18 protein-coding genes and 4 pseudogenes are annotated in these 20,959 nt (G+C 43.4%); 11 read left to right on the top strand and 11 right to left on the bottom strand.

The genetic code is table 11. From position 1 onward, the window contains the following. The first annotated feature begins 11 nt into the window (after window positions 1-11). Window positions 12-146, top strand: coding sequence for a peptidoglycan-binding domain-containing protein (locus tag LYNGBM3L_RS49710; RefSeq protein WP_369118720.1), 135 nt, complete (start codon window positions 12-14; stop codon window positions 144-146). Window positions 147-362: 216 nt separating this feature from the next. After that, entirely contained in the window at window positions 363-827 is a 465-nt protein-coding gene (locus tag LYNGBM3L_RS05370; protein ID WP_008179999.1) for a DUF4079 domain-containing protein, read from the top strand. A 172-nt stretch (window positions 828-999) separates the two neighbouring features. Here LYNGBM3L_RS05370 and LYNGBM3L_RS05375 read toward each other — a convergent pair whose 3' ends face one another. Together LYNGBM3L_RS05375 and LYNGBM3L_RS48380 are read right to left on the bottom strand one after the other, a co-directional pair. Continuing rightward, complete coding sequence (locus LYNGBM3L_RS05375) at window positions 1,000-1,722, bottom strand: DUF1997 domain-containing protein (RefSeq protein ID WP_008180000.1); 723 nt, start codon at window positions 1,720-1,722, stop codon at window positions 1,000-1,002. Beyond that, entirely contained in the window at window positions 1,668-1,796 is a 129-nt protein-coding gene (locus tag LYNGBM3L_RS48380; RefSeq protein WP_267871987.1) for a hypothetical protein, read from the bottom strand. The genes LYNGBM3L_RS05375 and LYNGBM3L_RS48380 overlap by 55 nt, the downstream gene beginning before the upstream one ends. A 438-nt stretch (window positions 1,797-2,234) precedes the next feature. On the opposite strand from LYNGBM3L_RS48380, the gene LYNGBM3L_RS05380 reads away from it, so the two are divergent. The 3 genes from LYNGBM3L_RS05380 to LYNGBM3L_RS33655 all read left to right on the top strand — a co-directional run bounded on the left by LYNGBM3L_RS05380 (window position 2,235) and on the right by LYNGBM3L_RS33655 (window position 6,201). Continuing rightward, window positions 2,235-2,894: an NAD(P)H-binding protein gene (locus LYNGBM3L_RS05380; protein WP_008180003.1), complete on the top strand. Its 660-nt coding sequence runs from the start codon at window positions 2,235-2,237 to the stop codon at window positions 2,892-2,894. 100 nt (window positions 2,895-2,994) lie between these two features. After that, on the top strand, window positions 2,995-3,720 hold the full coding sequence (locus LYNGBM3L_RS05385) for a glycoside hydrolase family 24 protein (protein ID WP_081431898.1): 726 nt from the start codon (window positions 2,995-2,997) through the stop codon (window positions 3,718-3,720). Window positions 3,721-5,007: 1,287 nt separating this feature from the next. Then, a complete protein-coding gene (locus LYNGBM3L_RS33655; protein WP_008180010.1) occupies window positions 5,008-6,201 on the top strand; it encodes an FG-GAP repeat domain-containing protein in 1,194 nt (397 codons plus the stop codon). Window positions 6,202-6,345: 144 nt separating this feature from the next. Here the strand turns inward: LYNGBM3L_RS33655 and LYNGBM3L_RS05395 are convergent, their stop codons facing one another. Beyond that, complete coding sequence (locus tag LYNGBM3L_RS05395) at window positions 6,346-7,584, bottom strand: HhoA/HhoB/HtrA family serine endopeptidase (protein ID WP_008180013.1); 1,239 nt, start codon at window positions 7,582-7,584, stop codon at window positions 6,346-6,348. Between the two features lie 871 nt (window positions 7,585-8,455). On the opposite strand from LYNGBM3L_RS05395, the gene gloB reads away from it, so the two are divergent. The 4 genes from gloB to dnaB all read left to right on the top strand — a co-directional run bounded on the left by gloB (window position 8,456) and on the right by dnaB (window position 12,193). Further along, on the top strand, window positions 8,456-9,229 hold the full coding sequence (gene gloB / locus LYNGBM3L_RS05400) for a hydroxyacylglutathione hydrolase (RefSeq protein WP_008180016.1): 774 nt from the start codon (window positions 8,456-8,458) through the stop codon (window positions 9,227-9,229). Between the two features lie 124 nt (window positions 9,230-9,353). Further along, the gene (locus LYNGBM3L_RS05405; protein ID WP_008180019.1) at window positions 9,354-9,899 is read left to right on the top strand and encodes an EF-hand domain-containing protein; all 546 of its coding nucleotides are present in this window, start codon (window positions 9,354-9,356) and stop codon (window positions 9,897-9,899) included. Between the two features lie 213 nt (window positions 9,900-10,112). Then, entirely contained in the window at window positions 10,113-10,571 is a 459-nt protein-coding gene (gene rplI, locus LYNGBM3L_RS05410; RefSeq protein ID WP_008180021.1) for a 50S ribosomal protein L9, read from the top strand. 275 nt (window positions 10,572-10,846) lie between these two features. Then, window positions 10,847-12,193 (top strand): replicative DNA helicase, encoded by a 1,347-nt coding sequence (dnaB, locus tag LYNGBM3L_RS05415; RefSeq protein WP_008180022.1) that lies wholly within the window; start codon window positions 10,847-10,849, stop codon window positions 12,191-12,193. A 488-nt stretch (window positions 12,194-12,681) separates the two neighbouring features. Here the strand turns inward: dnaB and LYNGBM3L_RS05420 are convergent, their stop codons facing one another. The 3 genes from LYNGBM3L_RS05420 to LYNGBM3L_RS05430 all read right to left on the bottom strand — a co-directional run bounded on the left by LYNGBM3L_RS05420 (window position 12,682) and on the right by LYNGBM3L_RS05430 (window position 14,953). Continuing rightward, window positions 12,682-13,242: an FKBP-type peptidyl-prolyl cis-trans isomerase gene (locus tag LYNGBM3L_RS05420; RefSeq protein WP_008180023.1), complete on the bottom strand. Its 561-nt coding sequence runs from the start codon at window positions 13,240-13,242 to the stop codon at window positions 12,682-12,684. Window positions 13,243-13,264: 22 nt separating this feature from the next. Continuing rightward, on the bottom strand, window positions 13,265-13,588 hold the full coding sequence (locus LYNGBM3L_RS05425) for a phasin family protein (protein ID WP_008180024.1): 324 nt from the start codon (window positions 13,586-13,588) through the stop codon (window positions 13,265-13,267). Window positions 13,589-13,819: 231 nt separating this feature from the next. Then, the gene (locus LYNGBM3L_RS05430) at window positions 13,820-14,953 is read right to left on the bottom strand and encodes a ferrochelatase (protein ID WP_044492316.1); all 1,134 of its coding nucleotides are present in this window, start codon (window positions 14,951-14,953) and stop codon (window positions 13,820-13,822) included. A 708-nt stretch (window positions 14,954-15,661) separates the two neighbouring features. On the opposite strand from LYNGBM3L_RS05430, the gene LYNGBM3L_RS05435 reads away from it, so the two are divergent. After that, window positions 15,662-16,840 carry a 30S ribosomal protein S1 gene (locus LYNGBM3L_RS05435; protein ID WP_008180027.1) on the top strand — a complete coding sequence of 393 codons (1,179 nt, stop codon included), beginning with the start codon at window positions 15,662-15,664 and terminating at the stop codon, window positions 16,838-16,840. A 161-nt stretch (window positions 16,841-17,001) separates the two neighbouring features. Further along, the gene (locus tag LYNGBM3L_RS05440) at window positions 17,002-17,739 is read left to right on the top strand and encodes an HAD family hydrolase (protein ID WP_044492317.1); all 738 of its coding nucleotides are present in this window, start codon (window positions 17,002-17,004) and stop codon (window positions 17,737-17,739) included. A gap of 116 nt (window positions 17,740-17,855) precedes the next feature. On the opposite strand, the pseudogene LYNGBM3L_RS05445 reads toward LYNGBM3L_RS05440, so the two are convergent. The 5 genes and pseudogenes from LYNGBM3L_RS05445 to LYNGBM3L_RS42860 form a co-directional block, all read right to left on the bottom strand. After that, window positions 17,856-18,260: pseudogene (locus tag LYNGBM3L_RS05445) on the bottom strand (response regulator); the annotation flags it as partial. Between the two features lie 97 nt (window positions 18,261-18,357). After that, window positions 18,358-18,894 (bottom strand): annotated as a pseudogene (locus tag LYNGBM3L_RS37895) (response regulator); the annotation flags it as partial. Continuing rightward, window positions 18,878-19,179 (bottom strand): annotated as a pseudogene (locus tag LYNGBM3L_RS37900) (hypothetical protein); the annotation flags it as partial. The pseudogenes LYNGBM3L_RS37895 and LYNGBM3L_RS37900, both read right to left, overlap by 17 nt. A 596-nt stretch (window positions 19,180-19,775) precedes the next feature. Next, window positions 19,776-19,961, bottom strand: a pseudogene (locus LYNGBM3L_RS49715) (hypothetical protein); the annotation flags it as partial. A 410-nt stretch (window positions 19,962-20,371) separates the two neighbouring features. Next, window positions 20,372-20,527, bottom strand: a complete 156-nt coding sequence (locus LYNGBM3L_RS42860) for a hypothetical protein (protein WP_154659684.1) — start codon at window positions 20,525-20,527, stop codon at window positions 20,372-20,374. Window positions 20,528-20,959 lie beyond the last annotated feature (432 nt).

The following is a 20,959-nucleotide window of genomic DNA, read 5'->3' on the forward strand; positions in this document are numbered from 1 at the left end:
ATACCGGTAAGATTGATGGCATCTTCGCTTCCCTGACACTCGAAGCAGTGCAACGCTTCCAACTCGACAGGGGTTTGCTAGGCAATGGTGTAGTTAGTGAACACACCTGGAACGCCTTGAGCGATATGCCTCGCTATGTCTATTAGGCGATGTCTATTAGGCGATTTCTCTTAGTGCGTTAGTCCTGTCCTCAAGGATTGATACCAAGTTGCAATCAATCAAAGATATTATCCTTTGAACTGGTGAGGGAGTGAGCAGCTATACTACCATCTTGTTCAACTTAGTACATAGCACATTAGAATTAATAACGGCAACTATGTTATGTTAATTTTCATGAAGCTCCTGAAAATTGACATAACATTATGAACCTGCCAGAGTCTGTTAAATTTTGGTCTCAATTCTTCCACCCCTTACTGATGTGGGTGCTGCTAGCGGCAGCCTTCTATGCTCTTTATCTGGGTTTGAAAATCCAAAAGACTAGAACGGCGGAAGGTGACGAAAAGAAAGCGCTAGTTAAGGGTCAATATAATGTTAAGCACCATCTTGTGGGTTCAGCGTTGCTAGCAATGATGGTACTGGGTACAATCGGAGGTATGGCAGTAACCTACATTAACAATGGCAAGTTGTTTTTTGGACCCCATTTGCTGGCTGGTTTAGGCATGACCGGAATTATTGCTACCTCTGCCTCTCTAACACCATTAATGCAGAAAGGTCAAGCTTGGGCTCGCTATAGTCACATCGTCCTGAATGTTGCACTCTTGGGACTATTCAGCTGGCAAGCCATCACCGGTATGCAAATTGTTCAGAAGATTCTTAGCAATCCGTAGATGATTTGATTTACCTAGGGGCGTGGTATTGTACCCGCCCTAGGATGGTTGTAGAGTTTAAATATGCAAACTTAAACTTAGCTTTTCGTTGCTTTTAGTTTAGGTGTCCAAGCTAAGCTCTAAGCATTGGGCTGATAGCTGATAGCTGATCTATCAACCCTTAGAGTAAATATTACCGTAGATTTTGCCGCTGCTGTGATTGCTTCGGTATAGGTAGACCATTACTGTTATGAAAGTCTTCCTGCACCTTGTGGGTTAAACGCCGGGAAACTTGACGGACAACTTGCTGCAAAATTCCGTTGCCTGTGCGTTGAATCAAGGACTGAGGTAGTTTCCGAATTGCCTTGGGAAACCACATGTCAACACTGAGGTCAAGATGCCACTCCACGCGGGTTATCGCTGATGGTATGGACTGCGATTCCAGCTGATGCTCTTGAAAATATTCCCTTGCTGGTACTTCTACTAAGGTCTGAGATGCCTGGAAATCAAGCTCATAGCCTGGACTGACGTGATTCGGGATGGGGATTGTCCGAATCTGATAGGAATTTTCGTCTTGAGGTAGCAATTCCAAACCGATTTTTGGTTCAACCTTATAGCCAAATGCGCCAAAGCTACCAATGGTCAAAATATAGCCATTGTCTGTGAGCAGTTCTACTTTCATCGGATGAGCGCAGCGACAAAACCAATCCTGGTGAGTATTTAGATAGGCACTTACTTGCTCAGCTGAAGCATACATCTCCATACAGTCTTGAAAATGACACTGAAACCGAGTCGGCTCACTACCTGAGTAAGACGCTGATGGAACAATAGGGTCAGTGTCGGCCTTTATAGCAGGAGTATTCAAATCCACCTGTTTTGCCTCAATTGACTGATGGTTAATAAAATGCGATCGCATACATCATCCTCTTCATTTGATTGCCTTGTGACTAGTTCAGAAACTAGTTGAGAGCCTAGTTGAGAAATGTCCATGGGTCGCTCTTGCTTATCCTACTCCTCTGGCTGAGTTAATCAGGAGTCGGACACAAACAAGTTGAGCTATGTAAACAAGTGTAAAGTTTGGGGGACTGATCTAGCTGGGTTTCTGGTGATGCGAGATCAGTTATTAGATCAGTTATTAGATCACTGACTATAGCAGGTTTTAATTAGATCGACCGAGAAAGCGAAGAACACATGACCATGAAACTTATACAACCGAGAGGTTGGGGTTTACGGAAGCGATGCAGCGCGGTCTTGGGGAGGCAGCGCGGTCTTGGGGGTCTCCCCCATGAGCGACTGCCGTGGTTTCCCCCACTCGCTATTGCATCAAGACAAAATCCAATAATTCTCGATTGAATGGCCTAGTTTAATTTTCACTCAGAATAACTGGTAAACTAGCTAAGCTACTAGGTGAATTGTACGGAAATTGCTATGAAAGCATGTGTAGCTGGAGCAACAGGAGAAACAGGAAAGCGGATTGTACAGGAACTCGTTTTGCGTGATATTCCTGTACGGGCTTTAGTGCGAAATCTAGAGTACGCTCAAGAAACATTACCACCAGCAGCAGAATTAGTGGTGGGGGATGTGCTCAAACCCGAGAGTATCCGTGCCGCGATCGCAGATAGTACTGTAGTGCTGTGCGCCAGTGAGGCTCGCCCTAGCTTTGACCCAACCGCACCCTACAAGGTGGATTACGAAGGGACTAAAAATTTAGTAGATGGTGCTAAGGAAAAAGGGGTAGAACACTTTGTATTGGTTTCCTCCCTCTGTGTGCCCCAGTTTTTCCATCCCCTCAACCTATTCTGGCTGATTCTGGTCTGGAAGAAGCAAGCAGAGGAATATATCCAAAAAAGTGGCTTGACTTACACTATTGTGCGACCAGGTGGTCTCAGAAACGAAGACAACTCAGAGCCGATGGTCATGTCTGGCGCAGATACTCTATTTGAAGGTAGCATACCTCGCACCAAAGTAGCAGAAGTTTGTGTTGAGGCGCTGTCGGAACCGGAAGCTCGGAATAAAATAGTAGAAGTGGTTAGCTCAGCAGAAGCTCCCGATCACAGCTGGGAACAGCTATTTGCTGACGTAGGTTGAGGGAGTGTTGAGCGTTCGCGTAGCGTGACGTTCCGTCAATCGCATTTTGTGAACACTATTAAGTTCACACTATTAACACTAGTAAGGATTAGTCAACTGAGTGTCTTCATCACCCCGGCAGAAGTACGGAAAGTTAAGAGGATTTCCAAATACTTCCTATAAATTTACACTCAAAGGCTTATTTTACAATATTTCAGCCTTAGCGATAGTGAGCTTATTATTGGGGATTTATCTCAGACATGTTTTTAATAGATGGGCTTACTACCCGGTTGAGCGTACGCTATCTGATTATCCTACCAGTATTCACGGCACCCCTCCCTTAGTGATGAGGGGGGGAGATCCTTACATTCGCGCCCTAATGCGTACTATCACCGCTAGTGAAGCTAATGACCCCCAACCCTACACGATTATCTATGGGGGTCAACACGTTTCTGATTTAAGGCGTCATCCTGAAATATGTGTTCCCATAGTCGCTGGTCCTAATGTTGGAAAATGTAGCACAGCGGCGGGACGGTATCAGTTCCTTGATATCACCTGGAAAGCAAAGGCACAAAGCTATCACCCCAGACCCTCAGGCTTTTTGTTTTGGAAGCAGTATAGCTTTGAGGCACACTTCCAGGATGCTGTGGTTCACGATTGGCTCAAGGATAGTAGAGCCTGGGGGATGGATATTCCCAAAGAATTGCGGCAAGGAAATTTAGATAAAGTTTTGCGGCGGTTGTCCGGTACTTGGACAAGTCTAGGTTATGGCATAGAAACGAATAGCATGAGTAAGCACTTGCCAAAGGTTTATGAACGGATGATTGAGGAAGAACTAAACCGCTAATCATTGATGCATACTTGCAGGCTTGCAGGACAAATGCAATTTTATAGCATTTTATAGCATTTATTAATTTGGTGAGGTACTTTCGTCCTGGATTTTAGGGAGTAGGAGGTAGCGATGCATCGCTATTCCCTATTCGTAAGCATTCAGCTATCAGCCGTCAGCCGTGAGCACCTCAAGTAGCGTGGCCAACGGCCAAGGCTCAAGCTGCTTGAGGTGCTTTCCGTAACTCAGATTAAACAAATGGTTACCTGTTGTCAAGATCCCAAGCGCGAGTGGGGGAAATCCCCTGTTCCCTTGCTGCATCGCTTATTCGCGCATCACCTCAAGTATAGCAGTCGCCAGGGCAGTTAGGACATCGACATTAGTCTCACACCCTTTGTAAGCGATGCAGAGGTGCGACCCGTGGCGAATTTAATTCGCCAACGGAAAGCGCACCATTACGGTCTTGGGGGTTTCCCCCATGAGCGACTGCATCAAGAAGCGCAAGAGTTTGACTTCTGACAAAGGACTTCTGACAAAGGACTTCTGACTTCTGCTATAGCACCATCTGTAGCCCATAAGCTGATACGCGACACGCTGATAGCTGATAGCTGACGGCTGAATGCTTACCCCTATTCTCTGTTGCCTGTTGCCTGTTGCCTGTTGCCTGTTTCCAAAAATTATGTACTTCACCCCATTTAAAACCGCTATATCTCGATTATTTATACATAGCTAAATTATTGAATTTAAATTATTTACATTCCTATTTATAGCGTTCCTCGCAATTATGATGTACAGTCTTCTTTGACGTTGATTCCCTGTTAGGTGCGCTTTCCGCATCTAATTATTAAATTCGCCACGGGTCGCACCTCTTGATGCAGCGCATCGCTATTCCCTATTCCCTATTCCCTATTCCCTATTCCCTATTCCCTATTCCCTGATCCGCTGTTCCCTATTCCCTATTCCCTATTCCCTATTCCCTATTCCCTAAAATCCCGAAATTGTGTACCTCATAGCTATGATAATTGCTATATAGAATATTTTTTGACGTAATAAATTATCAAAAAGTACCCTTAAGGGTACTGTTGAACCATAACTAAGCCTCCCATCATAGAAACAAGCTGATTGACTGACAAAATTATCCTGAGCAAAGGATAAAGTCATGAAAGATTGAATGGGTAACCTTATGATGGTGAATCCCTAGTAAAGACTGAAAAGCAGACTAGGTAAGATTATCCTGACTTTTGTCAGTCAACCAGTATAACTAGTCAAAAGCGACAGAGTATTATTTTTAAGTAAAGAAAAATTATGGTAAAAATTCAAGCTGAAAGCTTTCCCAATCTAACGAATTTTGTAATTGCTAATAATAGCGATGCTGAGGGTAATTCAGTCATCAGCCTATTTGACGCTGGAAGTGATACTAGTTTCCCCTCTGGTACTGCTACCAGAACCTTTGACCTAGCTACTGGTAACTACGAAGTAAGGCTGGGCTACTTTGATGAGACTGATGGGGATAGCACCATAGATATCACTATTGGCGATACCGAATTGCCAACCTTAACTCTCAATGACCCCCCTGATGGTGCTGGTATTGCCGCTAATGCTGCTGCTTTCGTCAATCAACAGATTAGCAATAGCATATTCATCGAAAATGGAGACCTGATCACAATTAACGGTACTTCTGATGGCGACGAATTTACCCGAATTGACTTCATTGAATTCAATGCACTCAATGTCCCTTCTGCGGATATTTTTTGGCGTAATTCCGAGACTGGAGACAATCGTGCCTGGATCATGGATGGCACCAACTTGGATCAGTCAAATCCGATTCAATCGGAACCAGCTGACAGTCCCTGGGAGATGCGTGGTGCTGGAGACTTTGACGGCGATGAGCAAAAGGATATTATCTGGCGTAATACCGATACCGGAGATGTTGGCTTCTGGTTAATGGAAGGCTTTGAGTTCAAAAGCGGAGCATCTAGCACCCAGGTATCAGACCTCAACTGGGAAATCCGTGGCACGGGAGATTTCGACAGTGATGGAGAAGAAGATATTCTCTGGCGTAATACCAATACCGGAGAAAATGCGGTTTGGTTGATGAATGGCACGGAGCTGGATCAGGGAGTGTTGATTACCAGGCAGAGTAATGGTGAGAATTTGCTGCTACCAGAAGACGGTCTATGGGAGATGCAAGGTGCTGGAGATTTAGATAATGATGGTGACGCGGATATTCTGTGGCGCAATACTCAAAACCAAGAGATCTACTACTGGCGGATGGATGGTACTGAGTATGTAGAGTCAGTGTTCATTGACTCAGCACCAATCAGCGGTGATTGGGAAATTCGTGGTACTATGGACTTTGACGATAATGGTTTTGACGATATCCTGTTGCGTAATGGCTCTGACGGACAAAATGGGATCTGGCTAATGAATGAAACGGGGCTACAGCAGGCAGTTGCCACCGAGTCCTTAACAGGGGACGAGTGGCAAAGCTATGTTTAATATGCCAGTCTGGTTAATTATTCATTAGTGATTCAATAAGCAATTAGCATTCAGCAGACAGCTGAATGCTAATGTGATTCAAAGCCCGATAATTAAAGGGATTAACTGAACTTGATATTAATCGTTTCAACTACTACTTAACTACTACTTACCAGTGGGAAAAGCACCAGGTCGCACGGTCAATTTAGTATCTCGTTGATTGCGGCGCAACTCTAGGATTAAATCACTGCCTACTTTCGTTTTAGCCACAGACTTCTGAACTTCTGTTGCATCTTTGACCGGCTGATCATTGATTTTGCGGATCACATCACCCGCACGCAATCCTGCTTTGGCAGCTGGGGAATTAGCTATTACTTTGGCAATCAATACCCCTTTTTCTTCATCAACCATCAATCCAGCATTGGGATTACTGTTGATCTGTTGTTTAACTTCTGGGGTTAAGGTTACCATCTGGATGCCCAAGTAAGGATGTTCTACTTTACCCTCAACAATCAGTTGCTCAGCAATTCCTTCCACCGTATTAATGGGAACGGCAAATCCTAATCCTTGAGCACCCCGAATAATGGCTGTGTTCATGCCAATCACTTCACCGGAGGCATTGAGCAGGGGTCCGCCAGAATTACCGGGGTTAATGGCAGCATCGGTTTGGATAAATTCCACTCGCTTATCGGGAACACCGACTTGAGAGCTAGAACGACCGGTAGCACTAATGATGCCAGTGGTTACAGTACTATCTAAACCAAGGGGATTACCAATTGCGATCGCCCATTCTCCTGGGGTGAGTTGATCAGAATCACCGAGAGCAACGGTAGGTAAGTTTTCTGCCTCAATCTGGATCACGGCTACATCTGTCAAGGGATCGCTTCCCACTACCGTCCCTTTAAATTGGCGACCATCTTTGAGGATTACATTAACAGTATCCGCACTATCGACTACATGGGCATTGGTGAGAATATAACCATCGGTATCGATAATGAAACCTGAACCGGTACCCTGTTCAACTCGCTCTTGGGGTACATCGGGAAATGGTAACCTAAAAAATTCCCGGAACATCGGGTTTCTAAAAGTATCTGGGACTCTACTGGTGACGGTTCTAGAAGCGTTAATCCGCACCACTGCTGGTCCAACTTGTTCTACCACATTGGTGATAAAGTTGGGATTTTGAGTAACTACAGGTTTAGTGCCTGGAAGCCTAGCTGTTTTGTTCTGAGGGACAATTGCTTGAGGGGATGTGGATTCTGGAACAGAGTTACGTAATGCTACATAACCGCCGGAAAAGCCTAACCCTGCTCCCAGTAACAACAGTGACACATAAGTTCCTGCTTTTTTTAACGGATTACGGGTGGTGTGATTAGATTTGGGGGTTTGATGGTCTAATAGCATAAGATTCTGTTGACAAAAGGGTAGATCGACTGGTATTTCGACTGGGAGGCAGTGGGCTTGATATTGGTTTTGAATCAGTGTCAGCAATAACTGGGCTTTGATTAATTGATGATTTACGCACCAAGATTATTATTAATCAAAGGCTGAAATCGTTGTAATTAGGTTAATAAAGTGGGTTAGCGGTGTAAGTCCTATAATTTAATCTAGACATGTTCTGTTAATTTTCTGTGAGAGCAGTGTTTAACTTAGATTAAAATTATTGAGGGTCGGGACCTGAATACAATTGGCAATACAATTAGCAAGGGAAGCCACCCTTCGCTTCGGGGGCTATACCATAGGGGCAACGAGGCAGAAATAGTCCCTATCCAATATGATTATTAGTCTAGCGCATTCCCCTAGTCATGGAGGTTGACAATACTACCAATCTGTGATGGGTTAACCGAACATCTATACACTTCTAAGATGAAATAGTGTCAGAAATGCTACCTTAGCGTGATTTGGTAATGGATAATGGGTGATTGGTGATTCGCTAACTATTACTGAAACTATTACTGATTACCGATTACTGATTACCTAGGAATTGTGGTCAAGGGTAACTTCGGAGCATTAAAATTCGGAGCATGTAAACGAAAGTTGTTGGATTTTTACCAACATTTCACTATTGAATAGTAGGTTGAATAAGGGTTAAAAATAGTTTGTAAATTGCTCAAGCAATCCATAATACTAAAAATTTAGTAGGTAAGGTATAATATACCTAGCATCTGTTGTTGCTCAAAAAATAAAAACTATAAAGTGTAAGTTAAACACATGTAAATTAAACACATGTAAATTAAACACATGTAAATTAAACAGATGGTGTTAAACTATTATTATGCAGATTCATCGACTTCCAGCCCTTTCTGACAACTATATCTTCTTATTACACGACCCCAAGCAGAATATTGCTGCTGTTGTTGATCCAGCCGAGGCTAAACCGGTGATACAGTGTCTGAAAGAAATGGATGCGGACTTAGTGGCTATTTTCAACACTCACCATCACATGGATCATGTGGGGGGAAATCGACAGTTGATCCAGCAGTTTCCCGATGTCTGTGTATATGGGGGAGCTGAAGACCGGGGTCGGATTCCTGGTCAACAGGTGTTTTTAGAAGAATGCGATCGCGTCGAGTTTGGTGATCGCCTTGGTGAAGTCTTGTTCGTTCCTGGACACACCAGAGGACATATTGCCTACTACTTTCCCCCAGTAGTCTCTGGTGAAACCGGTGAACTCTTCTGTGGCGACACCCTATTTGCGGGGGGTTGTGGCAGACTATTTGAAGGAACAGCAAGCCAAATGGTAGAATCCCTAGGCAAGCTAAGGGATTTACCAGATAATACACGAGTATGGTGTGCTCATGAGTACACCTTAAAAAATCTCCAATTTGCCCTGAGTGTCGATGGTGAAAACCCGGACTTACAAGGGAGATTTGCCCAAGTCCAAGAGGCGCGTCATCGTAAAGAGGCAACGGTACCCTCCCAGTTAGGGGTTGAAAAGCACACCAATCCATTTTTACGTTGGGAAGAGCCTGCCCTACAGTCGGCTGTTCAAGCAAAAGAACCCGTTAAGACATTTGCACGGTTACGGGGGATGAAAGACCGATTCTAAGATTATTGATAAAGCCTTGATCAAGGGACATATTTCCTTGAGGATATGCTCCTTTATTAGTTGGACTATAATCAAGGTTGAGTTAATAAATTTAGTTAATCCAATTGAGCAATAGAAAAAAACCATGCTTAGCGAATTGCAGCAAAGAAAATTGACCCAGTTGTTTAACGTGTACGATCAGCAAACAAACGGTTTTTTAACCCAAGCCGATTTTGAACGGATTACTGATAACCTTGCTGCCATCAGGGGTTGGACACCGGGCTCGCCAGACTATGACAATCTTCTTGCTATTTACATGAGGATTTGGAATGGCGTGCAAAAATTTACCGACGAAAATCAAGACCAGCAAGTGACCTTGGATGAGTGGTTGACTTATCACGAAAATGTACTGAGTGACACCGATGGTAACGAAGCAGTAGTCAATGCTAAAGCGGCAGGGATTATTTACCTATTGGATTCTGATAAAGACGATAAAGTTACTCTGGAAGAATACCGACAGTTTTTTAAGGCTTACGGTATTGACGACAGTCAAATTGAAGAAATTTTTGGACGCTTCGATCAGAACAATGATGGTTACATTGACAAACAAGAGATATTAGATCTAGTTACCGAATTCTATTACAGTCAGGATCCAGAGGCTCCGGGAAACTGGATTTTCGGTTCCTACTGATGATTTAGGTTTGCCTATTGGCGGATATGTCATCCCCGAAATGGTTTAATAAGTGTTTTAATTGACACGGAGCCCTCAGTATTCAGCCCTCAGCCCTCAGCAATCAGCAATCCGCAATCAGCACTAAGTTGCGATCGCTTACAAATTGTCGTAGTATGGAATGTTTGTCGAAGCATTATCATTCACGCTAAACTATAACCGAAACTAAACACTATGGCACAACGTGTACAAGTCGTTTTAAGCAAAGACGTTCACAAACTTGGAAAAGACGGTGATCTGGTAGAGGTAGCTCCGGGCTATGCTCGCAATTATCTCATTCCCCAAGGAATTGCAGTTAGGGCCACCTCTGGTGTTCTCAAGCAAGTTGAGCGGCGCAGAGAGCAAGAACGGCAGCGTATCCTCGAAATCAAGCAACAAGCTGAGTCGATGAAGACTGCTCTACAAACTATTAACCGCTTTACTATCTCGAAGCAGTTGGGTGAAGATAATGCTATCTTCGGTACTGTTACTAGCCAAGACTTGGCAGATGCAATCCAAGAGTCTACGGGCAAAGAAATAGACCGCCGAGGTATTACCCTACCTGAGATTAGTCAACTTGGTTTCTATAATGCAGAAATTAAGCTTCATCCAGAAGTTACAGCTACTGTAGAAATTCATGTTGTTCCCAAATAAGTTAATTAATAGTTTGTTTAGTTTGTTGACACTTGACTGTTGATTGTATCATCCTGTCAACTGTAAATTAAACAACAGGTGCTTAATTTGTTCAGGTTGTATTAGTTGCGCGTAGGGCATAAGCTAATAGCACCTCAAATAGCGTGGCACAGGCTTCTAGCCTGTGACATAGCGCATTAGCATTAAGCTGATAGCTGATAGCTGATAGCTTAATGCTAATAGCTGATAGCTAATAGCTGACCTTTACCCTGAACTCAATAGACGACTAGTTTACTATGACTCAAAAACAAGATTTTTCAGCGTTTGGGAACTCTATACCACCCCAAAATATTGATGCCGAAGAGTCTATTATCGGAGGCATTTTATTAGACCCGGAAGCCATGGGTCGAATTGCTGATTTCCTGAATTCAAAAGCTTTCTACGTCCGGATTAACCAAACCATTTACGAAGCTGCTTTATTACTTTATAGCCAGGGTAAACCGACGGATTTGATGAGTGTTACTACCTGGCTTTATGACAATGACTTATTAGAGAAAGTTGGGGGTCAAGCTAAGTTAGCTCAGCTAGTTGAACAAACGGTTTCAGCGGTCAATATTGACAGGTTCGCTAAGTTAGTGATGGACAAGTATCTGCGCCGTCAGCTAATCGAAGCCGGTAACGAGATTTTTAAGTTGGGTTATGAGACATCCTTGGAATTGGAAACAGTCCTTGACCAAGCGGAACAGAAAATTTTCAGCCTCACCCAATTGCGTCCTCAGCAAGGTCTAATCGCGATTTCTGAAACCCTAGTCCAGACCTTCCAAGATATAGAAAATCGGAATCAGGGTATTGATTTGCCTGGTATTCCATCAGACTTCTATGATTTGGATGCCCAAATTGGGGGGTTAAGTCCGTCTGACTTAATTATCATTGCTGGTAGACCATCCATGGGAAAAACTAGCTTAGCGTTAGGAATTGCTCGTAACGTAGCTGAAAAAATGCCAGTGGCGATTTTTAGCTTGGAAATGTCAAGAGAACAACTAGTGCAGCGGTTGTTAGCTAGTGAAGCGAAAATTGACAGTAACTTTTTGAGAGCTGGGCGCATTGCTCAAAATCAGTGGGCACCCTTGAGCGAAGCAATCGGTGTGTTATCAGAGTTGCCTATTTATATTGATGATACCGCTAACCAGACTGTGATGCAAATGCGATCGCATGCTCGTCGTCTTCAAGCAGCCCAAGGGAGCCAGTTGGGATTAATTTTAATCGATTACTTACAGTTAATGGAAGGCAGTGGTAGTGAAAATCGAGTTCAGGAGTTGTCTCGGATTACTCGCTCTCTCAAAGGATTAGCTCGGGAACTGAAAGTCCCAGTGGTTGCTCTGTCTCAGTTAAGTCGAGCTGTGGAGTCTCGCACCAACAAACGACCAATGATGTCGGATTTGAGAGAATCGGGTTCCATTGAGCAGGACTCGGATTTAATCATGATGCTTTATAGAGATTCCTATTATAATCCAGATTCACCCGATGGAGATACGGCAGAAGTCATCATTGTTAAAAATCGTAATGGTCCGACAGGAACGGTGAAACTTATCTTTAAACCTGGGTTAACCAAGTTCCTGAATATGGCAAATCAAAGAGTGTAACCTACCACAACTGAGGCGTAAGCATTCAGCTATCAGCCATCAGCCATCAGCTAATGCGCTAATTGAGGTGCTACTTGATGTGCTTATGGGCGATTAGGAAGCTACGGAACTTTTGAATCAAACAAGTAAGCAAAAGTTTAATCTGAGTTATGAAAAGCTGACTGCTGACCGCTGTTCGCGTAGCGTGAGCCAAAGCTCACGGCTGAATGCTTACACTGAGGGTTATTTTGGAATTATTATAGGTCAAAAATTAACTTTATTTTATCTAACGTTATTTACAGGACATAGATTTAATCAAATACTATTTAATCGAATGATTGAGTTCTGAACTTTAGTTTTGTACCCAGGTTTTATTAATATTTTGTAACAAAAAGGCGATGCTATTTCTAGTGTTATTCTGTTTACTAAAACTCCCAATCAGCGAGAATTCACCAACTGGGAGCAAGTATTCAGTTCATCGCTGAATTAGCTAATTTATTGCTAATTTACTAGTTAATTTTCAACAATTCCACATCAAAATTCAGCGTAGCATTAGGCGGAATCACCCCACCGGCACCACGGGTACCATAACCTAATTCTGGGGGAATGATCAGCTCACGACGACCACCAACCTTCATAGAACCAACCCCTTCATCCCAGCCTTTAATAACCTGTCCTACACCGATTTTGAAGGAAAAAGGACGATTGCGATCGCGAGAACTATCAAACTTACTACCATCCTCCAGGGTACCAGTGTAGTGAACCACTACCGTCTGTCCCTTCTCAGGCATTGCTCCCTCACCCTCAACCACGTCGATGTACTTCAAGCCCGACGGTGTTGTAACCGTCTCAGCCTCAGTATTGGTTTCGCTTTCTGAACTAGAATCCATAGCTATATCTCGTTTATCATTAACATCTGGGTTAGCACTGTTAGCTGTTGTCACTACTTCCGGCTGAGTGTTGGTAATTTCTCCAGCAGTGGTAGATTTTTTACCCATACCTACTTGAGCCACAACCAAAAGCAACCCAAAGGCTACTATAACGCCTATGCTGATCAGAATTTGTTTCAAAGTCTGTCCTCCTAATTGATTATCAACGCCAGAGCTTATTTTCTAAATCCCGCACCTGACGCTCCAGACGGTCAATACGACCTCGCAATTCATCCATTTCTGATTGGCGAGGAACCCCTAAATCCTGCAACATATTGCGCAACTGCCGTTCCATGTTGCTCTCAAAGTTACCCTGCTCTGACTTGATCTGATTCATCAGATCATCCACAAAAGCGGTGGCTTGGTCGGAGTTTATTTTACCATCTTTGACCCATTCATCACTTACCTCTCGCAGTTTTTCGGCAACCATTGAGGTTGTGCCAACCCCAACCAACAATAACTGCTTGAGCCAGTCGTTATTATCCATAATTGTTATCCTGTTATCCTGTTATCCTGTTATCCTGTCACTCGGCACTTGATGGGGCTGGGATCAACTAGGCTTTCCTATGATTGGAGAAGTTTCATTGATTCCCAGCCTACAGTTCTATTCTGTGACATCTTTCCTAGAACAGGAGAAGAGGGAGAACAGCGGGAGGAGAACGGAGGAGGTGCAAGAAGGTGCTATGTATCAAGCAACCTAATAAAATGCTCTGGTGAATCAGTGGTGATGGTGATGATGGTGCTGTGATGCCTGCACAGCTGCCAACTGGGGATTGATAGATAGAGCATTTTCTGATACAAGTACCTCAATTTGAGGATTAGCCCACTCCGCTGCCATCTCTAAGAATTCTGGATGATCATTAACACAGGGCATCTCTAGGTAGGTAACCTCTGAGTTACGACGTTTTAGACCGTGGACAATGTGATGCACATCTAAGAGGGTTTCGTGATTCTCTGTGGCAAAGCCAATAGGCATAAACACAATCGCCTTAGCCCCTAAGTTAATCAGGTTCTGGGCTGCTAACTCCGCGTGAGGCTGAGTCCACTTAATTAAGGGAGTTTGGTGGTTAAGCCAGCCCACAGAGATTAGGGGATACTTATACATCAACTTTTCCCTTACTGCCTCATACAATGCCTGACTTTCGTCAATCCCAGACACAAATCCTTTAGCTTCGTGGGGACAGCCATGGTTCATCAGGACAATGCCAATTTGGGAGGGGAGATAGGCTTGAGCTAAATCGGTAGTAATTTTCTCTTCCACCAATCGAGCAGTTAGATTAATGTACTCTGGTTCGTTATAGAAAGACGGGATGTAACGCAATCCCTGAACCCAGTGTTGATCTCCATCCTCTAATTTCCCTAGGGCTTTATTGACCTGTTCCACCGCAATGCCGCTAGTAAAGATGGAATCCACCACTAGCAGGGGATAGATCAGCAGTTTTTGGAACCCTTGCTCCTTAATTTCACAGAGGACTTGTTCTGGCAGAAAGGGAGCGCAGAAGTTAAAGGCTTTGAATACCTTGACCTGATCGCCCCATTTAGCTTGCAGGTGTTTTTCAATACCTGCCCGTTGCTGTTCAAAAATATTGTTGTGGGGTGAAATAAAGTTGTCATGCTGGTGCCCCCACTCGTGGAAGTCAAACATTGCCAAAATTTTGGCTAAGGGTGGATAGATCCAGTTGGGGACTGGGGCAAATTTGGCGGTAAGCAAGTTTAAGGCTTGTTCGTTGTAGTTGGCGAAGTCTTCGTAGCTTTCGACTTCTCCATAACCCATGAGTAAAACCGCAACTCGTTCGTGACCATGGGTTGGGGAAGGTTTTACTGATTGAGATTTTTCTGGAGTGGCAACCACTTGGTATTCCTACTGGCTAAACGTCTATTCCTGGGGTATCCCTGCTTTGTCTTGGGTGCAGAATGTACCCCTGGCATTTATTAGGCTAACATCCCCCATGGGGGGATATAGGACATACCACAATAGCCTGGAAAGTTCGGTAAAGATACTAATAACAAAATCTCGATTAGGTTATAATAGGATGTCTGGTCTTAATTAAATCTTATTAAATGAGCTGATCAGTTCGAGATTAGCCCACTAGCCTCTACCAAACGCGCAAGCGTCGTCCTTTGGGCGAAGGGAGTGGGGTATTTTTCGACGGAAAGCTCAGTTCAGGTTTTGTCTAATAAATTATAATGGACATAAATTGGGGTGAATTTATGTCTATTTGATAACCAAAGCCGAAAATGCCCTTGGTTATTGACAGTGGACCAAAAGCCTGATTGGAATAGAGCAATTAAAATCAGATAAAATCAGAAACTTGGCGGTGGGGCATCCCGTCAATAGTAAAGCTTGTCGAGTACCCGAATGCGGATCGGTTTTCGTAAGGAAATGGCGATAGCTGGGGTTGGCGAGAAGCCCACACCTACCCCCGATCCCCAACAGGTGTGGGAGATGTCACAAGTAGGACAACGCAATGTCGGTGTAAGCAGCACAATGCTGACGTGCTTGTACATCAACAGGAGGCATAGTCATTAAAACCAAATCAAACTAGGACAAACAACGCACATGCTCAGTCAGAAAACAAAAACTACAGATATAGGATTCACTCACGAAGATTTTGCTGCCCTTCTGGATAAGTATGATTATCATTTTAGCCCAGGGGATATAGTTCCGGGTACGGTATTCAGTCTAGAGCCGAGGGGCGCTCTGATTGACATTGGTGCGAAAACCGCCGCCTATATTCCGATTCAGGAAATGTCAATAAATCGAGTTGATAATCCTGATGAGGTTTTACAATCCAACGAAACACGGGAATTTTTCATCCTGACCGATGAAAATGAAGATGGACAGTTGACTCTCTCTATCCGTCGCATTGAGTATATGCGAGCCTGGGAGCGAGTGCGCCAACTACAAGCAGAGGATGCTACGGTGCGTTCTCTGGTATTCGCCACTAACCGTGGTGGAGCGTTGGTACGTATTGAAGGGTTGCGCGGTTTTATTCCTGGTTCTCATATTAGCACTCGGGCAGCCAAGGAAGATTTGGTGGCCCAAGAACTGCCCCTAAAATTTCTGGAGGTAGATGAAGACCGTAATCGTCTGGTACTATCCCACCGTCGTGCGCTAGTTGAGCGCAAGATGAACCGCCTAGAAGTCGGAGAGGTGGTGATTGGCTCAGTACGAGGAATCAAACCTTACGGTGCATTCATTGATATTGGCGGGGTCAGCGGATTGCTGCACATTTCCGAAATTTCCCATGATCATATCGATACGCCTCATAGTGTGTTTAATGTCAATGATGAACTGAAAGTGATGATCATTGACTTGGATGCTGACCGAGGTCGGATTTCTCTGTCAACAAAGCAGTTAGAGCCAGAACCGGGAGATATGATTAACAACCGGGAAGTGGTATTCGAGAAGGCAGAAGAAATGGCTCAGAAGTACCGGGAGAAGATGCTAGCACAAAAGCAAGGTATAACTCCAGAAAGTATGACTCCAGAAGCGGTTGAAACCCAAGAGCCCCAAGAGTCCCAAGAGCCCCAAGAGCCTCAACAAGTCCAAGAGCCCCAAGAGCCTCAAGAGCCTCAACAGGTTCAAGAGCCCCAAGAGCCTCAAGAGCCTCAACAGGTTCAAGAGCCTCAAGAGCCTCAAGAGCCTCAACAGATCCAAGAGCCCCAAGAGTCCCAAGAGCCTCAAGAAGACCCAGTGCCAGAGGGAGAGTTTGTAGCAGCTGCCATCGACGAGTAACAACCAGGTGCGGTAACAAGAATTAGCCGTTAGCTGAGGCTAATGGCTAATTTGTGTTTATGGCTGTGTTCCGGAACAAGAGCAAAGAACTTGGCAGGTGCGAATCTTGATCAACTAGCTAGTAGAATGAAGTTGATTACAATAAACAGCGGCATAAACCCTTGGTAACCATTCGTTGTGGGAAGGTGACTTTCCCCAATATTGAAGCAGTCATATTTGATAAAGACGGTACCTTAGAGGATTCACAAGTTTATTTAAGAGAACTAGCCTATAAGCGATCGCGTTTAATCGATGCCCAAATTCCTGGTATTGGAGAACCCCTCCTGATGGCCTTTGGTGTCCAAGATGACACCCTTGACCCTACCGGGTTAATGGCAGTGGGTAGTCGTCGGGAAAATGAAATTGCTGCTGCGGCTTATATTGCTGAGACTGGTCGGGGTTGGCTAGAGTCATTGGAAATCGCTGGGAGTGCCTTTGTTGAAGCCGAGAAGTACTTGCAAAATGCGGCTGGAACTTCCCCAATGTTTGCCGGTAGCCTCGAAGTCCTTAAATTCCTCTCGGAAGCTGGTTTAAAGCTGGGTATTCTATCGGCAGACTCTACGGCTGGCGTACAAGCCTTTGTCCATCGACACCAGCTAGACCCCTATATCCAATTACAGCAGGGTGTGGATTCTGAAATCAGTAAGCCTGATCCCAGGTTGTTCCTACAAGGGTGCCAATCTTTAGAGGTAAAACCTGCTTCCGCCCTAATGGTAGGAGATTCAGCCGGTGATATTGAGATGGCAAAGCGTGCTGGTGCAGCGGGTTGCATTGGTATTTGCTGGGGCAAGCCAGAAGCTTCCCATTTAGAGGGAGCTGATCTAGCGATCGCGAGCCTGGATGAGATTGAAATTATTTAAAGTCAACTATATTGAATCGGCAAGGGGTGAGAGAAGTGTTATTTTCAATTTTCAAGTTTCAATAAGCACAACTCCCGCAGCCTTGGTGCGATCGCACCAATTGGTAAAACCTGTTTGACCTTGACCCCAGACAGAATTTTAATCTTATTGATCAACTCCTGCTGGAGCAACTGATTATCCGTTGTCATTCCTGCCGACGGCTTAGGAAAAATATCCACTGCTCCTGCATCTAAAAGCTGAAAAATCTGATCAGTATCCTCTTGCTGCACCGAAACACTAATCACCAGAATCGGTCTAGGATAGAGCGCCATAACTTCAGATGTCAACTCCAGACCATTCATCTGGGGCATATGGAGGTCTGTACAAATGACATCTGGTTGAACTTTGGGAATTAAGTTCAAAGCTTCTAAACCAGTTCCAGCTTCTCCCACCACTTCAATTTGCTCTGATGAATTCAGAATCCTTTTCAGTACTACTAGAGCAATCGGTGAATCTTCAACTAATAAAACTCGAATAGTCATTGATTATTTAATAATTTTAAATTTTTCATTTTTAATTACCAATTTAACCTTAAAGCTTCACAATTTAAACTTAAATATTAACCTTGTATATTAACTATCACACAAGTATTTGCAACGTTTCGATGAGAAAATCTTGATTAAATTTTCCTTTTGTTATATAGGCATTAGCCCCCGCTTCCATCCCTTTTTTATTATGTTCATCGGAAGCCAAAGATGTTACCAAAATTATTGGTAATTCGTTATACTATTGATGCTGACGAATTATGGCAGTTAGGGAAAATCAGTCTAGATTTGGCATTTCCACATCAGATATTACGGCATCAAAGTAACGGCTGTTTAGTTTGTTATAGCCATCTAATCCATCTACAGCTGTCACTACTTCATACCCAGCCCTTTCTAGTATCCGTTTTTCTTGGGTGCGAACGGTAATCGAGTCATCTACTAGGAGAATTACTGGCGTCCTTTTAACGATTTGCCTTAGTTTGGTTGAGACTGTGGATGTGTTTGACTGATAGGATTGTAATGATGTGAGCAAATCTGGAGGGTTAAGAATCATACAAACTTCCCCTGTACCGATAATAGTTGCTCCACTGACATTACGCACCCGCTTTAATAACTTACTTTGAGGTTTGATCCTGGGGGGGCGACATGAGAGCTAAAAAGTAGACTGTATAAGCGACCTAGCTCTCATACCTCGTAAATAATTATTGAGCTTATGACGACTTAAGCGCATCAAATCATCAACTAATTACCAACATTTATCCATAAAATTAATCCAATTTTGAGCATATAGTCCAATATAAAAACTGGACGGTGCGCGCCTCCTAGGCCGGGTTCCCCGGCCTTGGGTCGCACCGCTATGTCTTTTAGTTGAACGCCCATATTGTTTGACTCTAGCCACATATTTATGAACTCCTTGTCTTGATGCAGTCGCTCATGGTTTGAAGTTACCGTAAGACAGGCTCGCCTTAATCAATGGAGGCGCGCTTTCCTATGGCGAATTAAATTACGGGGTCGCGCCTCAAGTTTTAACCCTTTTCTGCATAGCCTAACAACCATAAAGGCGAGCCTGTCTAAGGTTTCGTCTCCGGGGGGAACCCCCAAGACCGCGCTGCATCGCTTTTATTAATTATTTATCCTTGTATTGTGGAAATCAGATAAGCGAAAGATATTATAACAACTAAAGAAATAAAGCGTTTTCCAACCACATTGCTGCCTGACCTATTATATCCACCGCTCTTATAATCTCGGAACATTTGTTCAATATTAAAACGTTGTCTTGATCCAGTCGCTCATGGTTTGTTTGCGACTGCACCAAGACATGACTCTGCGATTTTTTCAAGTTTAACATTTTTGGTGTCTTGTCTAATAATTACTACAAGGTTAAGGAATAATAATTGAGATTCGGAAAGGAGATTTTTTAGATGTTTTTGATATAATTATGGTAGCATTTTCAATCTTATTGGTCGTCTTGACAATTTCTGACCTATCTTTTTTTACCATAATTCGCTCAATTTAATATCTATCAAGGGTTACAGGCCGCTTGTCGCCCCCCCAGGAATCTTTGACTAAATTAACCGTTTTAAACGTGACCATTTTTTGGATACGATTATCGATGTGATAGGAATTGTTAATGAGCCCAAAATAGTCACGCTTTATGTCTGGATTAATACTTCTAAATGACCAAGAACTGTAAATTCCTTTTCTTGCGGTTTATAAGGCATAGTTATTAATGTCTATCCCCAAAATTTTAACCTTCCATTTTTATAATTCAGGAAGGATTTTATGGAATAAAATAGCAATAGAATAGGGTTATTATCCAGTTGAACATCCTGCAATACAAATCTGAATTATTTTGTGGTTATTTTGTCGTTTAATTATATCTGGAATAATGTGATTTTGTCAGGTTTTAAAATGACATTTATAGCAGTCGCTAGGGTAATTATGACATGACAAAAGTCTCAAACTACAGTATGGCAAGAGTTTAACTTCTGACTTCTGACTTCTGCTATATCTCGCCAAAAGTAACTTTAATTATTAGTCATCATGGCAACTAATTTTTGCCATTATATATTACTTTATATAGTCTTATCTAAGAGTTTATAGTAACTTTATGGTGAACCAAATTTGAGAAATTTCATTCTCACAAGGATGGTTTCAATTAAATTGTCTTGGTCTGCTTCTTTAATAACTAATCCTGTCTGCTGGGCAATTAATCGAAGAAAAGCTTGTTTTAGCTCAACACTTAAAGATTCTGTGTTTGACACGTTAATCCCGATTGACTGACAAATCCAATGTGGTTACAGTTATATAGTTCCCAGTCAATCTGCCCAAGTAACACTAATTTAAAAACCTATAGCAATCCTAAATCATTTGTAAAATATGCAAAATCGTAAATCCTTACTGGGCAAGGGTTATAGCGATAGCTTCGCCGAATATATTTCACGAATCATAAAGGATTGCTATATTGGTACCTATTAATTTAATTCCTTATGTTCGGTTGTTCGCCTTTGGGGGTTGTAGGTTATTCGGCTGAAGGTTAGCAAGTTAGCAGGTTGAAGGTTGAACGCGACGCGCGTGCCTATTGGCCAAGGTTAGCAGGTTGAAGGTTGAACGCGACGCGCGTGCCTATTGGCCAAGGTTAGCAGGTTGAAGGTTGAACGCGACGCGCGTGCCTATTGGCCAAGGTTAGCAGGTTG

Source organism: Moorena producens 3L (assembly GCF_000211815.1).
Lineage (GTDB): Bacteria > Cyanobacteriota > Cyanobacteriia > Cyanobacteriales > Coleofasciculaceae > Moorena > Moorena producens.

Coding starts and splice junctions, on each gene's coding strand:
- LYNGBM3L_RS05435 (WP_008180027.1), top strand. CDS start 15,662: ATGCTCAGTCAGAAAACAAAAACTACAGATATAGGATTCACTCACGAA.
- LYNGBM3L_RS05380 (WP_008180003.1), top strand. CDS start 2,235: ATGAAAGCATGTGTAGCTGGAGCAACAGGAGAAACAGGAAAGCGGATT.
- LYNGBM3L_RS33655 (WP_008180010.1), top strand. CDS start 5,008: ATGGTAAAAATTCAAGCTGAAAGCTTTCCCAATCTAACGAATTTTGTA.
- rplI (WP_008180021.1), top strand. CDS start 10,113: ATGGCACAACGTGTACAAGTCGTTTTAAGCAAAGACGTTCACAAACTT.
- LYNGBM3L_RS05370 (WP_008179999.1), top strand. CDS start 363: ATGAACCTGCCAGAGTCTGTTAAATTTTGGTCTCAATTCTTCCACCCC.
- LYNGBM3L_RS05395 (WP_008180013.1), bottom strand. CDS start 7,584: ATGCTATTAGACCATCAAACCCCCAAATCTAATCACACCACCCGTAAT.
- LYNGBM3L_RS05405 (WP_008180019.1), top strand. CDS start 9,354: ATGCTTAGCGAATTGCAGCAAAGAAAATTGACCCAGTTGTTTAACGTG.
- LYNGBM3L_RS48380 (WP_267871987.1), bottom strand. CDS start 1,796: ATGGACATTTCTCAACTAGGCTCTCAACTAGTTTCTGAACTAGTCACA.
- LYNGBM3L_RS05425 (WP_008180024.1), bottom strand. CDS start 13,588: ATGGATAATAACGACTGGCTCAAGCAGTTATTGTTGGTTGGGGTTGGC.
- dnaB (WP_008180022.1), top strand. CDS start 10,847: ATGACTCAAAAACAAGATTTTTCAGCGTTTGGGAACTCTATACCACCC.
- gloB (WP_008180016.1), top strand. CDS start 8,456: ATGCAGATTCATCGACTTCCAGCCCTTTCTGACAACTATATCTTCTTA.
- LYNGBM3L_RS05375 (WP_008180000.1), bottom strand. CDS start 1,722: ATGCGATCGCATTTTATTAACCATCAGTCAATTGAGGCAAAACAGGTG.